13 protein-coding genes are annotated in these 14,545 nt (G+C 34.5%); 11 read left to right on the top strand and 2 right to left on the bottom strand.

Annotated features, from left to right (window positions below):
- The first annotated feature begins 126 nt into the window (after positions 1-126).
- Together rdgB and BXY58_RS15725 are read left to right on the top strand one after the other, a co-directional pair.
- The gene (gene rdgB, locus BXY58_RS15730; RefSeq protein WP_120214824.1) at positions 127-711 is read left to right on the top strand and encodes an RdgB/HAM1 family non-canonical purine NTP pyrophosphatase; all 585 of its coding nucleotides are present in this window, start codon (positions 127-129) and stop codon (positions 709-711) included.
- 55 nt (positions 712-766) lie between these two features.
- A complete protein-coding gene (locus BXY58_RS15725; protein WP_120214823.1) occupies positions 767-1,684 on the top strand; it encodes a ribonuclease Z in 918 nt (305 codons plus the stop codon).
- On the opposite strand, the gene BXY58_RS15720 is transcribed toward BXY58_RS15725, so the two are convergent.
- A complete protein-coding gene (locus BXY58_RS15720; protein WP_120214822.1) occupies positions 1,681-1,974 on the bottom strand; it encodes a hypothetical protein in 294 nt (97 codons plus the stop codon). The genes BXY58_RS15725 and BXY58_RS15720 overlap by 4 nt on opposite strands.
- A gap of 149 nt (positions 1,975-2,123) precedes the next feature.
- Between BXY58_RS15720 and BXY58_RS15715 the strand changes: the two genes are divergently transcribed.
- Positions 2,124-4,556 (top strand): alpha-ketoacid dehydrogenase subunit alpha/beta, encoded by a 2,433-nt coding sequence (locus BXY58_RS15715; protein WP_120214821.1) that lies wholly within the window; start codon positions 2,124-2,126, stop codon positions 4,554-4,556.
- A gap of 8 nt (positions 4,557-4,564) precedes the next feature.
- Here BXY58_RS15715 and BXY58_RS15710 read toward each other — a convergent pair whose 3' ends face one another.
- Positions 4,565-4,819 carry a hypothetical protein gene (locus tag BXY58_RS15710; protein ID WP_120214820.1) on the bottom strand — a complete coding sequence of 85 codons (255 nt, stop codon included), beginning with the start codon at positions 4,817-4,819 and terminating at the stop codon, positions 4,565-4,567.
- Positions 4,820-5,011: 192 nt separating this feature from the next.
- On the opposite strand from BXY58_RS15710, the gene BXY58_RS15705 reads away from it, so the two are divergent.
- The 8 genes from BXY58_RS15705 (at position 5,012) to lpdA (ending at position 14,508) form a co-directional block, all read left to right on the top strand.
- Positions 5,012-5,512 carry a GbsR/MarR family transcriptional regulator gene (locus BXY58_RS15705; RefSeq protein WP_120214819.1) on the top strand — a complete coding sequence of 167 codons (501 nt, stop codon included), beginning with the start codon at positions 5,012-5,014 and terminating at the stop codon, positions 5,510-5,512.
- A 168-nt stretch (positions 5,513-5,680) separates the two neighbouring features.
- A complete protein-coding gene (locus BXY58_RS15700; protein ID WP_120214818.1) occupies positions 5,681-6,499 on the top strand; it encodes a DCC1-like thiol-disulfide oxidoreductase family protein in 819 nt (272 codons plus the stop codon).
- A 150-nt stretch (positions 6,500-6,649) separates the two neighbouring features.
- A complete protein-coding gene (locus tag BXY58_RS15695) occupies positions 6,650-7,363 on the top strand; it encodes a YqjF family protein (RefSeq protein ID WP_120214850.1) in 714 nt (237 codons plus the stop codon).
- A 15-nt stretch (positions 7,364-7,378) separates the two neighbouring features.
- On the top strand, positions 7,379-8,269 hold the full coding sequence (locus tag BXY58_RS15690) for a TIGR01777 family oxidoreductase (RefSeq protein WP_120214817.1): 891 nt from the start codon (positions 7,379-7,381) through the stop codon (positions 8,267-8,269).
- A 214-nt stretch (positions 8,270-8,483) separates the two neighbouring features.
- The gene (locus BXY58_RS15685; protein WP_120214816.1) at positions 8,484-9,008 is read left to right on the top strand and encodes an RNA polymerase sigma factor; all 525 of its coding nucleotides are present in this window, start codon (positions 8,484-8,486) and stop codon (positions 9,006-9,008) included.
- 11 nt (positions 9,009-9,019) lie between these two features.
- Complete coding sequence (locus tag BXY58_RS15680) at positions 9,020-11,257, top strand: VWA domain-containing protein (protein WP_120214815.1); 2,238 nt, start codon at positions 9,020-9,022, stop codon at positions 11,255-11,257.
- A gap of 16 nt (positions 11,258-11,273) precedes the next feature.
- On the top strand, positions 11,274-12,878 hold the full coding sequence (locus tag BXY58_RS15675; RefSeq protein WP_120214814.1) for a DUF4139 domain-containing protein: 1,605 nt from the start codon (positions 11,274-11,276) through the stop codon (positions 12,876-12,878).
- A gap of 238 nt (positions 12,879-13,116) precedes the next feature.
- Positions 13,117-14,508 (top strand): dihydrolipoyl dehydrogenase, encoded by a 1,392-nt coding sequence (gene lpdA / locus BXY58_RS15670; protein WP_120214813.1) that lies wholly within the window; start codon positions 13,117-13,119, stop codon positions 14,506-14,508.
- Positions 14,509-14,545: the final 37 nt, after the last annotated feature.

Genomic DNA, 14,545 nt, shown 5'->3' with positions numbered 1-14,545 from the left:
AATTAAGTATAAGCAAAAAAAGGATTTCCGCTCAAGCCGGGCTGCAATTTGGTCATAAAAACAAATGTCAATAAAATAGATTTCAAACATATAAATTATAATTTATCAACCATCAATTATATATAAATGGAGATTTTAGTAGCAACACATAATTTGCATAAAAAAGAAGAGATACAGCAGATATTAGGGACAGATTATGTCGTGACAAGTTTGTCAGACTACGATTTGAATGAAGAAATCATCGAAGACGGCGATACATTTCAGGCAAACGCACTTATCAAGGCCAAATACTGCTACGAGAAGACGGACAAACCAAGTGTTGGCGATGACAGCGGATTGGTTGTAGAAGCTTTGGATGGTCGACCTGGGATTTTCTCAGCACGTTATGCAGGCAATCACAATTTCAAAAAGAACATCGAAAAAGTTTTGGATGAGATGAAGGATCAGCCGAACAGGAGGGCATATTTCATCACTGTTTTGTGTTATAAAGATGAAGGTGGCGAACATTATTTCGAAGGTCGTGTATATGGCAACCTGACTACTGAAGTTTTTGGAACCGATGGCTTTGGCTATGACCCGATTTTTGTCCCGGATGATTATAATCAGACTTTTGCAGAAATGCTGCCTGAAGAGAAAAATAAAATCAGTCATAGAAGTGAAGCTTTGAAAAAGTTCTTAGAATATCTAAATTCCAGAGGGGGTGATGTCTGATTTTTACGTCATTTTTGTATCTTTACCCAGTAATTTTCAATACCATTATTAAAAATTGAGCACTTATCTTACCATTTTAGGATTCAATTCAGCAATTCCAACTATTAATTCTTCACCAACATCTCAGTTTTTGGAAATGGAAGAGCGTCATTTTCTCATTGATTGCGGCGAAGGAACTCAGGTACAGATGCGTAAGGCGAAAGTTCGTTTTTCTAAGATTAACCACATTTTCATTTCCCATCTTCACGGTGACCATTGTTTTGGATTACCGGGATTAGTAGCATCATTCAGATTATTAGGAAGAAAAACACCATTGAACATCTACGGTCCGAAAGGCATCAAGAAAATGATGGACACCATTTTTGAAATTACAGAAACATACAAAGGTTTTGAAGTAATTTACCACGAACTCGAAGGTAAAGAATCCATCAAAATATACGAAGACAAAAGGGTAGAAGTTTACACCATTCCTTTGAATCACAGAATCTATTGCAATGGATATCTTTTCAAAGAAAAGCCAAAAGAACGCCATCTTAATATGAAAGAGATTTCTAAATACAAAGAAATCGAAATCTGTGATTTTCAGAATTTGCGTTTAGGAAAAGATTTTGTTTCAGAAGACGGGGCAGTTATCAAAAATGAATTATTAACGACCGACCCGAAACCGTCGGTTTCTTATGCATTTTGCAGTGATACGAAATATAAAGAAGATATCATCCCAATCATAGAAAATGCTGATGTTCTTTACCACGAGTCTACTTTCCTTCACAATTTGAAAGAAATGGCAGATTACACAGGGCATTCCACCGCTTTGGAAGCAGCAACTATTGCCAAAAAAGCGCAAGTCGGAAAATTGATTTTAGGTCATTTCTCCAACCGTTATAGCGACCTGAGTGTAATGACGGACGAAGCCAGACAAATCTTCCCAAATTCTTTCTTACCAAAAGCGCTGGAGCAGGTAAAAATCGGTTAGACAACATCGATACTCACAATAAGAACTGATATGATGATGCAAAGTAGTGCCAGGAAAAAAAGTATATCTGCGCTGCTTTCCAAGATGCCCGAAGTTTTAAAATTCTTAGACTTCATCGCAAGGAATGAAAGTGCACAACTTAAGGACAAGCTGAAAATGGCACCAACAGTACATACGTCCAAAAAAGTGTGATGGGGAAATTTGGCAATTTTCAAAGAGGTTAAAATCACCAGGCAAAAACCAAGTAGATTGGTAGAAGCGTTCAGGATATGTGGGGCTGTTTTTTTCATAATTCAAAATTATAGAATCATTTCTTTTCCGGGCAAAAATTTCTTATGCAAGAATGAATTAATAATTGATAAAATATTTTAGAATCATAAAAATATCATTTTCGTAAAAATTAGCGGAAAAATTTTATATTTGTCAAAACTCTATTGTTATGCAATCAACTTATATAGAAACTCAGCAAGTGTCTTTTCAGGACTTTAAAAATAGTGTCATAAATGATTATCGTCTGGGAAGAATTTCTCGCGAGATGTCTTATCTTGGAAGACGGGAAGTTTTGACCGGGAAAGCAAAGTTCGGGATTTTTGGTGACGGAAAAGAATTGCCACAGTTGGCAATGGCAAAAGTTTTCAGAAATGGAGATTTCCGCTCCGGATACTATCGCGATCAGACTTTTGCATTGGCTATTGAAGCTGTTTCCGTAGAAAGTTTTTTTGCACAACTCTATGCGGATACAAATGTAGAAAGAGAACCCGCATCTGCAGGGCGTCAAATGAATGGGCATTATGCAACCAGAAGTTTGAATGCTGATGGAAGTTGGAAAAACTTGATGGAGCAAAAAAATATTTCGTCTGATATCTCGCCAACAGCAGGACAGATGCCGAGATTGTTAGGGTTGGCTCAGGCTTCTAAAATTTATAAATCTGTAAAATTTGACGGTTCTGAGAAGTTTTCGAAAGACGGTAACGAAGTCGCTTTTGGAACAATCGGCGATGCTTCTACAGCAGAAGGTCACTTCTGGGAAACGCTTAATGCAGCTTGTGCACTGCAGGTTCCAATGATTGTTTCAATTTGGGATGATGGTTACGGAATCTCTGTTCCGACACAAAATCAAAGAGCGAAAGCTGATATTTCTGAAATGCTTTCGGGTTTCCAAAGAAATGAAGGTGAAAATCAAGGTTGCGAAATTATCCAGGTAAAAGCCTGGGATTATCCGGCGCTGATGGAAGCTTACGCAAAAGCTGAACATTTTGCAAGATATGAAAGCGTTCCTGTTGTAATCCACGTCACGGAAGTGACTCAGCCGCAAGGACATTCGACTTCCGGTTCGCACGAACGCTATAAATCTGAGGACAGATTAAGTTGGGAATCCGAATTTGATGGATTAATTAAATTCAGAGAGTGGATTTTGGACTACAGTATCGAAATCGAAGGTCAGGAAGAATTTTTAGCTACGGCTGAAGAATTAGATTCAATTGATTCTGAAGCTAAAAAACTGGTTAAAGAAGGTCAAAAAAAAGCTTGGGAAGCTTACCAGAAAACAATTTCCGATCTCAAATCCGAAGTTATACCTTTGGTAGAATCCGTTAAGAATCAAAATTCAGAAATTGAAAATTTAATAGAAACCTTTAATAAAATCATTTCGATAAGCAAAAAAGATGTTTTCCAATTGGTTAGGAAGACATTGTTGTTGACTAGAAATCAAGATTCATCTGAAAGAAATGTATTGAAATCGAAATATGAAGAACTATTAAAAATCGAAAAAGATAATTATTCCTCTCATTTATATTCGGAATCAGAATGGAAAGCGACTAATATCAAAGAAATCAAACCTGTATTTTCTGATTCTTCTGAAGAAGTGGATGGTAGAGTAGTGGTAAGAAATAATTTTGATAAAATCTTTGAAAAATATCCTCAGTCTTTAGTTTTTGGAGAAGATGCAGGAAATATTGGAGATGTCAACCAAGGTTTGGAAGGACTACAGGAAAAATATGGTGATGTAAGAATCGCTGATACTGGAATCCGTGAAGCTACGATTCTCGGTCAAGGCATTGGAATGGCAATGAGAGGTTTGAAACCAATTGCCGAAATTCAATATCTTGATTATATTTTGTACTGTCTTCAAGGGATGAGTGATGATTTGGCAACAGTTCAATACAGAACCAAAGGTGGTCAAAAAGCTCCGGTGATTATCAGAACAAGAGGCCACAGATTGGAAGGCGTTTGGCATTCTGGTTCGCCAATGGCAGGAATTCTGAATCTTTCTAAAGGTATCAACATTCTTGTTCCAAGAAGTTTGACAAAAGCTGCCGGATTCTATAATACAATGCTTCAAAGTGACGAACCTGCTGTGATTGTAGAATGTCTAAACGGTTATCGATTGAAAGAAAAACAACCGGATAACTTAGGCGAATTCACAGTTCCGGTTGGAAAAATCGAAGTGACGAAAGAAGGTTCTGATGTAACTTTGGTAACTTATGGTTCTACTTGGAGAGTTGTGACAGAAGCTGCTAATGAATTAGAGAAACTAGGAATTTCTGCCGAAGTAATTGATATTCAGTCTTTGATTCCGTTTGACTTATCTTACGAGATTGCAGAAAGTGTTAAGAAAACTAATAGATTGGTTGTGATTGATGAAGATGTTGAAGGTGGAACTTCTGCGTTTATTCTACAACAGATTTTGGAGAAACAAAAAGCTTTTAGATATTTAGATTCAGATCCGTTGACAATTTCGGCTGAAAATCACAGACCAGCTTATGCAAGTGATGGCGATTATTTCAGTAAGCCTTCTGCGGATGATATTTTAGAGAAAGTTTATACTATTTTCAACGAATTAAATCCGGCAAAATATCCATCGATTTACTAATCGAAATTTTAAAATAAACCAAATAAACCTTTTGAAGATTCTATTTTCAAAAGGTTATTTTTTTGTAAATCTTCCACGAAGTCTTCTTCGCTGTTGTGACGAATATTGATGTTCTCAAAAGTCGATTTTCTGTAGGCATAACCCTCCATAAAGTCTTTGTTGTCAGTCCATTGCTGCAAATCCATCTTTCTCATCCATCGTACAAAATGCGAATGAGAATCAGCCTTGAAACTTTTATTTCTTTTTAACAAAGTATACTTCATTAGGTTAAAATTATTAAACAAATGTAATGAATCTGATTTATTTTTATTATTAATTTAAAATTAATTTTATTAATTATTGAATAGCTAAATATTCTACATCTATTAATATTAAATAAAGTATTATTTTGTTTTCAATAATTATTGAAAATTCAAAAATATTAATTACATTTGTACAAGAAATTAATCTTTACAATGAAACTTACAGAAGCTAAAGAAAAATACATCCAGACTTGGGGAACTTTTGCCACCAACTGGGGAATCAATAGAACAATGGCGCAGGTTCACGCTTTGCTTTTGGCAGAGGGAAAACCCTTGTCCACAGACGAAGTGATGGAAAAACTGGAAATTTCCAGAGGAAACGCCAATATGAATCTTCGGAATCTGATGGATTGGGGAATTGTGAAAAAAGAATTGGTAAAAGGTGATAGAAAAGAATATTTTGTTGCAGAAAAAGACGTTTGGTTTCTGTTCAAACAGATTACAAAAGAGCGCAGAAAGCGAGAAATAGAACCTGTTGTTTCATTTTTAGAAGAACTGAAAAATGTGGAAGATGATTCCGATGAAGCAAAACAATTTGTTAAACTAATGGAAGATTTTGGAAACGTGACCAACAAAATTAATAATATAATGGACTTGGCAATAAAAAGTGATGATCATTGGCTGGTTGGGAAAATCACCAACTTACTAAAATAGAAAAGGATTGTTTTCCTTTTTTATTTCGAATTAACTTTCAATAATTACTGAAAATATAAAATGTTTTAAAATTATGAAAAATTTATTGTTTAAAATATTTATGATAATTCTTTTCAAAAACAATAGAAGAACGAAAGGCGATTTTCTTAACCTTTAAAATCAAACACAATGAAAACTTTACAAAATCACATTCTCATTTACGACAAAGATTGTCCAATGTGCAACGTCTATTCAAAAGGCTTCATCAAATCCGGAATGCTCGATGAAAACGGAAGAGAAGCTTTTTCAGAAATCACTTCTGAAACTAAAAATAAGATTGATGTTCATCGGTCAAAAAACGAAATCGCATTGATTGATACAAAAAATAATAGAGTAATTTACGGGCTGGAAAGTTTGCTCACAATCATTGGGAATTCTTTTCCGACTTTAGAAAAAATAGCAAGAATAAGGCCTTTTCATTGGTTTTTCCAGAGACTTTACAAATTCGTTTCTTACAACAGAAAACAGATTATTCCTTCCAAAAAAGATTTGACCAAAGACAATTGTGTTCCGGATTTCAATTTGAAATATAGACTGTTTTACCTTGCTTTTGTTTTATTGTTTTCCGCTTATGTTTTAGGATTTTACAATCAGCGTTTGTTCCCGGATTTTAAAAATAATTTTGGATTAGAATTTTTCATCTGCTGTATGCAAATCCTTTGGCAGAGCGCATTTATGGGAATTTATCTCAAAGACAGAATCTGGGATTATCTTGGAAATATGATGACCGTTTCTTTGCTTGGAACATTACTTTTAATTCCCGCTTTATTCTTCAATTTTAGCCAAGTATTCTATTTTATCTACTTCGGAATTGTAGTATTCATAATGTTTTTAGAACATTTGAGACGATGCAGAATTCTGAAATTCGGGATAATTCCAACCATTTCCTGGATGTTGTTCAGAATCACTTTTGGAGCTATTCTCTTATATATTGTTTCGAATTCATAAATAATTTGGGCGCCTTTATCCGCCTTCCATTCCCGCTTTTTTCTTTTAAAAAAGAAAAAGAGCTCCACTCAAGTCGGGGCGCGCTTCGCAAAAAATGAACATTTGACATTAAAAAGAATTAACAATAATAAAACACAAAAATTAAAGAAAATGAAATTTCTAACAGCAGAATGGCGAAAACTGGCCATCATCAACTACGAAATCAATCCGGAAATTCTAAAACCATATTTACCAAAAGGAACCAAACTCGATTTTTACAAAGGAAAATGTCTGGTAAGTCTTGTTGGGTTTATGTTCCTCAATACAAAACTTCTTGGGATTTCTGTTCCTTTTCATAGAAATTTTGAAGAAGTGAATCTAAGATTCTATGTGAAAAAACTAGAAAACGGAATCTTGAAAAGAGGTGTGGTTTTCATCAAAGAAATCGTTCCTAAAAAAGCTTTGAGTCTTGTTGCGAAAATATTTTATAATGAGAATTATTGCACTTTACCGATGGCTCATTCTATCATAAAATCTAATAATGAACTTTCCATTTCTTACAGCTGGCAGACTTCAAAACTCAATACAATGACTTTAAAAGCAGAAAATATTCAGGGAGAAATGATTGAGGGTTCTGATTTTGAATTCATTACAGAACATTATTTTGGGTTTACAAAAAACAATAATCAAACTTCTGAATATGAAGTAAAACATCCAAAATGGAATTTTTACAACCTAAAGAATTATGAAATTAAGGTGGATTTCAAAGAAAATTATGGAGCTGATTTCAATTTTCTGAACGATGCAAAACCAATATCAGTAATGCTTGCAGAAGGTTCTGGAATTGAAGTTCACACAAAGAAAAATTTAGAATTTGCTATTTAATTAAAATCAATTACAATGAAAATAATAATCGCAGCTGGAACTGGTTTCCTTGGAAGAAATCTCGAAAACTATTTTCTGGATAAAAATTACGAAGTTAAAATCCTTACAAGAAATCCGAAACGCAAAAACGAAATCTTTTGGGATGCAAAAACAATTGGAGCTTGGAAAAATGAATTGGAAAATGCAAATGTCCTAATTAATCTTGCAGGAAAATCTGTGGATTGTCGTTACAATGAAAAGAACAAAAAAGAAATCTACGATTCCAGAATCAATTCAACAAGAGTTTTGCAAAGCGCCATTGATGAATGTCAAAATCCACCAAAAATCTGGCTGAATGCAAGTTCTGCAACAATTTATATTCATTCAGAAACGCATCTAAACACAGAAAAAAATGGAATTGTCGGAGATGATTTTTCAATGAATATCTGTAAATCCTGGGAAAAAAAATTCTTAAAATCCGAAAATCAAAATATCAGAAAAGTAGCGCTCAGAACATCAATTGTTCTTGGAAAAAACGGAGGTGCATTTCCAAAGTTTATGCAGATTTCGAAACTCGGTTTAGGAGGAAAACAGGGTAGAGGTGACCAAATGATGAGCTGGATTCATATTGATGATTTTTGTGAAGCCGTTAACTTCATTATTGAAAATGAAAAGCTTGAAGGTGCAATTAATATTACAGCTCCAAAACCTTTGTCTAATAAAAATATGATGAGCCAAATTCGGAAAAAGATTAAAGTTCCATTTGGGATTCCAAGTCCGGTTTGGTTATTAGAAATCGCTTCAATCTTCATCAAAACAGAAACCGAACTAATGCTGAAAAGCCGAAATGTCTATCCTGAGATTCTATTGGAAAATAGATTCAAATTTCAGTATGATACTTTTGAAAAAGCCTTAGAGAAATTATAATTTGAATGGATTAAAATAAAACACTTCGACTCCGCTCAGTGTGACAATTCTAATACTAATTGTAATATCAGTCTGAGCGGAGTCGAAGACTTTCAATCCAATAATAATTTAATTTCAAAACTTTGGAAGCCAACTTTCAAAGTTTTTTCATAAATTTTCAAAATAATTCCAACCTTTTTTAAACTATTGCATCTTTCCTTATAAAAGCCAATGTATGAAACACGACATATATATAAGATGCAGAAATAAAGACCGCAACGCACAGCGGAAACTTTATGAAGAATATGCAGGACGATTCTTTGTAATCTGCAAACGTTACTTGAAGAACGATGAAGATGCAGAGGAAGTTTTGGCGGATTCTTTCTACATCATTTTCACAAAATTGGAACAACTCAAAGATTTTCAGGTTTTCGATGCTTGGGCGAAGAAAATTGTAGTGAATCAGTGTCTTCAGAAGCTTCGCAAGAAACAGCCGTTTTCTATTTCTATTGAAGAAAATTTTGTGGATTTACCGGATTCAGAGACAGAAAATGTTTCGGAAGAAAGAGGGATTTTGTCTCTTCTTAATTTCCTTCCTGAAGGTTGTAGAACGATTTTTAATCTCTTTGCAATGGAAGGTTATCCGCACAAAGAGATTGCACAAATGCTTTCTATCTCAGAAGGAACATCCAAATCTCAGGTGAATTTTGCCCGCAAAAAATTGCAGGAGCTTGTGAAACTTCAAACAATTAATTCTTAAAGTTTAAAAAAATGGAAAATCAAGATATCGATAAAATGTTTAGCGATGCTGGGAAATCGGCAGAAGAAAATCCAACATTTCCTTCTTTTGAAAAAGTTTGGGAAAAAGTTGAAGAAAAGCTGGACAAGAAAGAAAAAAAGAAAAGAATCATCCCGATTTGGTTGCCTTACGGAATGGTTGCAGGATTGGCTTTGACATTTGGTGTATTATATTTTATGAATGATGATAAGGTTAAAATAGAACCTCAGATTGCTTCAAATGATTATGGAAAACCCATCAATCCCAATCTGATAGAAACTCCGAAAAAAGTAGAAGAAATCAATAAGATTTTTGAAGAGAATTTGGCTAAAAGTCCAATAAAACCAGCTGATGCAAAAGATATAATTGCTTATCACGAAGCTCAGCCTAAGAATAATGATGCTATTCTTTTTGAAAGAAAACCTGATTATGCAACAGATGAAAACAATATCAATCGTGTTGAAGTTGAAAATGTAAGTGTGCCTCCACCAATTCCAAAACTTCTGGAAACAACAAGCGGATTAGTTAAAAATGAAGTTTATGAACCTACATATTCTCCACCGCCATCGCCAGTTACTGGTAAAGCTGTAGCTGCAGAAGTTCAGCCCGTTATAGTAAGTGCCATGGGAATCAAAAGAGAATCAGCGAAAGCAGCATATTCAACTTCTACAGTAAGTTCAGCATTAATGGGTAAAGTAGCTGGTGTTAAAGTTTCCCCTAGCTTAGGAACACCAGAAACTTCTTCAAAAATTACTTTAAGAGGAATAGCTTCTTTAAAGCATAATGATGAAAGCAAAAATATTGAAGAAGTTGTGGTCGTTGGTCATAAAAGGACACTTTGGCAGAAATTATTTTCAAAAACAAAAAAAGAAATTCTAATTACAGAAATCGAAACTGATTTACCAGACGCTGGGAAACTAACAGCTGGCGAAGTAAACGATTTTTCCAAATGGAATTATTGGCAGGATATTGCGGTTCCTATTCTTGACCAATATAAAAATACTTGGAAATTTTTTCCAGATAAAAGAGTCTCTGTTCAATTGACCAATTTGGATAATAATCCAGTTATAGGTAAAAAATTAAAGCTGATAAATCATAAAAAAGAAATCGTCTGGGAAAGTATAACAGATAATCGAGGAAATGCAGAATTGTGGATTTCATCATTAATAAATCAAAAGGCAAATTCACAACAATATTCTATTATTGATGAGGAGGGAAATGTTTTATCAAATAATGCAAAAGAGTTTAGTAATGGACAAAATTTGATTAAAATCAATGAGAGCTGTACTCGAAGAAGAGCTTTAGACTTAGTATTTGTAGTAGATGCAACAGGTTCTATGGGAGATGAAATCAATTATTTGAAATCAGAATTATTGGATGTTTTGAAAAAAGTAGAATCCAATTTGACGCAAACTAATGTAAGATATGGTTCTGTTTTTTACAGAGATAATGGTGATGAGTACGTGACTAGAAAATTTGATTTTTCTAACAATTCAGAAAATCTTATAAATTTTATTAAAAAACAAGATGCAAAAGGTGGAGGTGATACGCCGGAAGCAGTTGTAGAAGCTTTAGATTCATCAATTGATGAATTAGCTTGGAGTAATGAAAATTCCACGAAAATAATGTTTCTTCTTCTGGATGCGCCACCACATTTGTCCGAGGAAAATATTGAAAGACTTCACCAAAAAATAAAACTAGCTTCCAAAAAAGGAATTACTATTATTCCAATTGCAGCAAGCGACACCGATAAACAAACGGAATATCTGATGCGGACATTTGCATTGTTGACAAACGGAACTTATACCTTTTTGACTAATGACAGCGGAATTGGCAACAATCACATCAAACCAACTGCAAGCGAATATGAAGTTGAAAAACTGAATGATTTGTTATTGAGGTTAATTCTTCAGCGTTCAACTGTTCCGGATTGTAAAGATGGTGTTACAAAAGAATACATCAACAAAAAACTGGAAGTAGAAAGTTTGGATAGAAAAGATTTCGCCACTAAGATTTATCCAAATCCAACAAAAGGTAGTTTCAAAATTGATACAAAAAGAGATGTTGAAGAATTTGTATTGTATGATTATACAGGAAAGATTTTAATTAAGAAAAACAACTTAGTAAAAGGTTTTCATCATTTTGATATTTCAAACTACCCTCAAAGTGTGTATCTTGTTAAACTGAAATACGGAACAGATTCAGAAACATTTAAATTGATTAAAAATTAAATTAAAAACACATATTATGAAATTAAAACATTTTTTAGCAATTAGCTCTAGTAGCATTATCACAATTGTTACAGCTCAAAAACCAATCTTCTCAGAAGCAAAACTAAAATCGGTGATGCTATATGAACAATCTGCAGAATTGTACAGCAATACAACTTTCAAAATCCCAAAAGGAAGTTCGGAAATCGTGATTGCCAATATCGCTGAAGACATTGATGAATCCTCAATAAAAATTGGTTCCAAATCCAAGGTTTCTGTCTTAACATATCGTTTTACGGATGACGAAGATTTTTATAAAATAGAATTGGATAAGAAAAATCCGGAACACAGAGTTGTTTTGGACAGCATTTCTCTGATGGAGAAAAAGATTAAAGACCTTACAATTCAGAAAACCTCTCTGGTGAACAGTATCGGGATTTTGGATAAAAATCAAACCATCAATTCTGGGTCAACATCTTATTCCAAAGAATTGGAAAAGTTGATTGAATATTACCAAAAGAAGAGAATTGACCTTAGTTTGCAATTGGATAACGTGGAAAATGACATTTCTAAACTGAATGTCAAATTAGGAAAACTCCAAACCAAATTTGATTTGAACAGCAAGGAAATGGAAAACTATCCAAAAGGAAAATTGGTGGTTCAGGTTTCCAGCGATGTCGACGAATTGGTGAATCTTGACATCAAATACAGTGTTCGAGAGGCTTCTTGGCGGCCTTATTATGATGTTGTGATTCCGGATATCAATTCGAAAACAAAATTATTATATAAAGCATTAATCAGACAAAATTCTGGATTGGATTGGAAAAATGTGGAGTTGCACTTGATTTCCGGTTTCCCAAATGTTCACAAAAATATTCCGAATCTGTATGATTGGAATTTGTATTATCAACAACCTGTTCCAATCGTGAAAGAAGAATTAGCTTATGGAACAAAAAATACACCTCAAGCTGATAGAGCCTATGAAAAAGATATAGAATCTGTAGTCGTTCGCGCCAGTGCATTTCAAAATCAGCTCAATGTCGGTTATGATTTGAAGGATTTATACACGATTTTGTCTAATGATCAGGACAACAGCATCAATCTGGATATCAACGAGATTCCGGCAACTTACACTTATTATACGATTCCAAAAATGGATAAAACGGTATTTCTGGTGGCGGAATTGGACAATCTGGACAAATATAATCTCATCAATGCGGAAGCGAATATCATTTTCCAAGACACCAATGTCGGTAAAACTTCCCTCAACACAGAAAATACGGACAACAAACTTTTGTTGACGTTGGGCGATGACAGGAGAGTTTCTATCAAAAGAGATTTGATAAAAGACAAAACAATGGAAAAAAGCATTTCGTCCTCCAACAAAGAGCAGCAATATGCTTATCAGTTTACCATCAGAAACAATAAAAACGAGAAAATCAAACTGAGAATAAAAGACCAGGTTCCCGTATCTACCGATAAGCAAATTATTATCAGTATGGTGAATAAAGGTGGCGCAACTTACGATGAGAAAACTGGCGATTTAACTTGGGATATCGTTCTAAATGCTAATGAAACTAGGAAAATAGATTTCTCATTCAAAGTCAATTCGTTGAAAAATAAAGTGTTATTGGGATTGTAAATGATTTGGTCAGCTATTTCCGTCCTCCGTTCTCGTTTTTTTCTTTTTTATTAAAAAAAAGAAAAAGAGCTCCACTCAGGTCGGGCTGCTGCAATTCGATGTTCTAATAAGATGTAAATGAGTTTATTTTAGAATAAAACTGTTAAACTTAATTTATAAAAGCAACTCACAAAGTTGCTTTTTGTCATATTATGCTTCCAATAATTTTCCGTAAATTCGCATAAAATTTTTAAATCAGATGAACTACGATATTATTGTTATTGGAAGTGGACCTGGCGGATATGTAACTGCAATCAGAGCTGCTCAATTGGGTTTCAAAACCGCTATAATCGAAAAAGAAAATCTTGGAGGTATTTGTCTTAACTGGGGTTGTATCCCGACAAAAGCCCTTCTGAAGTCTGCTCACGTTTTCAATTATTTGAAGCATGCTGAAGATTATGGTCTTAATAAAGTAGAAAATCCAGGCTTCGATTTCACTAAGGTGATTCAGAGAAGTAGAGGCGTAGCGGGCAAAATGAGCAAAGGTATTGAGTTCCTGATGAAGAAAAACAAAATCGATGTCATTATGGGAACTGCAACGGTGAAAGCTGGCAAAAAAGTTTCTGTAGTAGATGCAGAAGGAAAAACAACTGAATATTCTGGAACTAATATCATCATCGCGACTGGAGCGCGTTCCAGAGAATTGCCAAATCTTCCTCAGGATGGTAAAAAAGTAATCGGATACAGACAAGCATTATCTCTTCCTGAGCAGCCAAAATCTATGATTGTTGTAGGTTCTGGGGCTATCGGAATTGAGTTTGCTGATTTCTATAATTCTATGGGAACTAAAGTAACTGTGGTTGAGTTTTTACCAAACATCGTTCCTTTGGAGGATGAAGAAGTTTCAAAACACGTTGAAAAATCTCTAAAAAAAGCTGGAATTGAGATAATGACCAATTCTTCTGTAGAATCTGTTGATACTTCAGGAAATGGTGTAAAAGCGAAAGTGAAAACGGCAACCGGAGAAATCACTTTGGAAGCGGATATTCTTCTTTCTGCTGTTGGAATTGCTTCTAACGTAGAAGGAATAGGTCTTGAGGCTGTTGGTATCAAAACAGAAAAAGGAAAAGTTTTGGTTAACGAATGGTACCAAACTTCTGTTCCTGGTTACTATGCGATTGGTGATATTATCCCAACTCAGGCTTTGGCTCACGTAGCTTCTGCTGAAGGAATTACTTGTGTGGAAAAAATCAAAGGATTACACGTAGAAGCTATCGATTACGGAAATATCCCGGGTTGTACCTATTGTCATCCAGAAATCGCTTCTGTTGGTTTAACTGAAAAACAGGCCAAAGAAAAAGGTTACGAAATCAAAGTTGGTAAATTCCCTTTCTCGGCATCTGGAAAAGCGACTGCAAACGGTGATGTTGACGGATTTATCAAAGTTATTTTCGATGCTAAATACGGAGAGTGGTTAGGATGCCATATGGTTGGTGACGGTGTTACTGATATGATTGCTGAAGCAGTTGTAGCAAGAAAATTAGAAACAACAGGACACGAGGTTCTTAAATCGATTCACCCGCACCCAACTGTTTCTGAAGCGGTGATGGAGGCTGTTGCCGCTGCTTATGGAGAAGTGATTCATATTTAATGAGATTAACATAATATTCATATTATAAAACCACAGA

Source organism: Epilithonimonas arachidiradicis, assembly GCF_003610695.1.
Taxonomy (GTDB): domain Bacteria; phylum Bacteroidota; class Bacteroidia; order Flavobacteriales; family Weeksellaceae; genus Epilithonimonas; species Epilithonimonas arachidiradicis.
The sequence above is the reverse complement of the archived record's forward strand: the minus strand, read 5'-3'. Positions and strand labels throughout refer to the sequence as shown.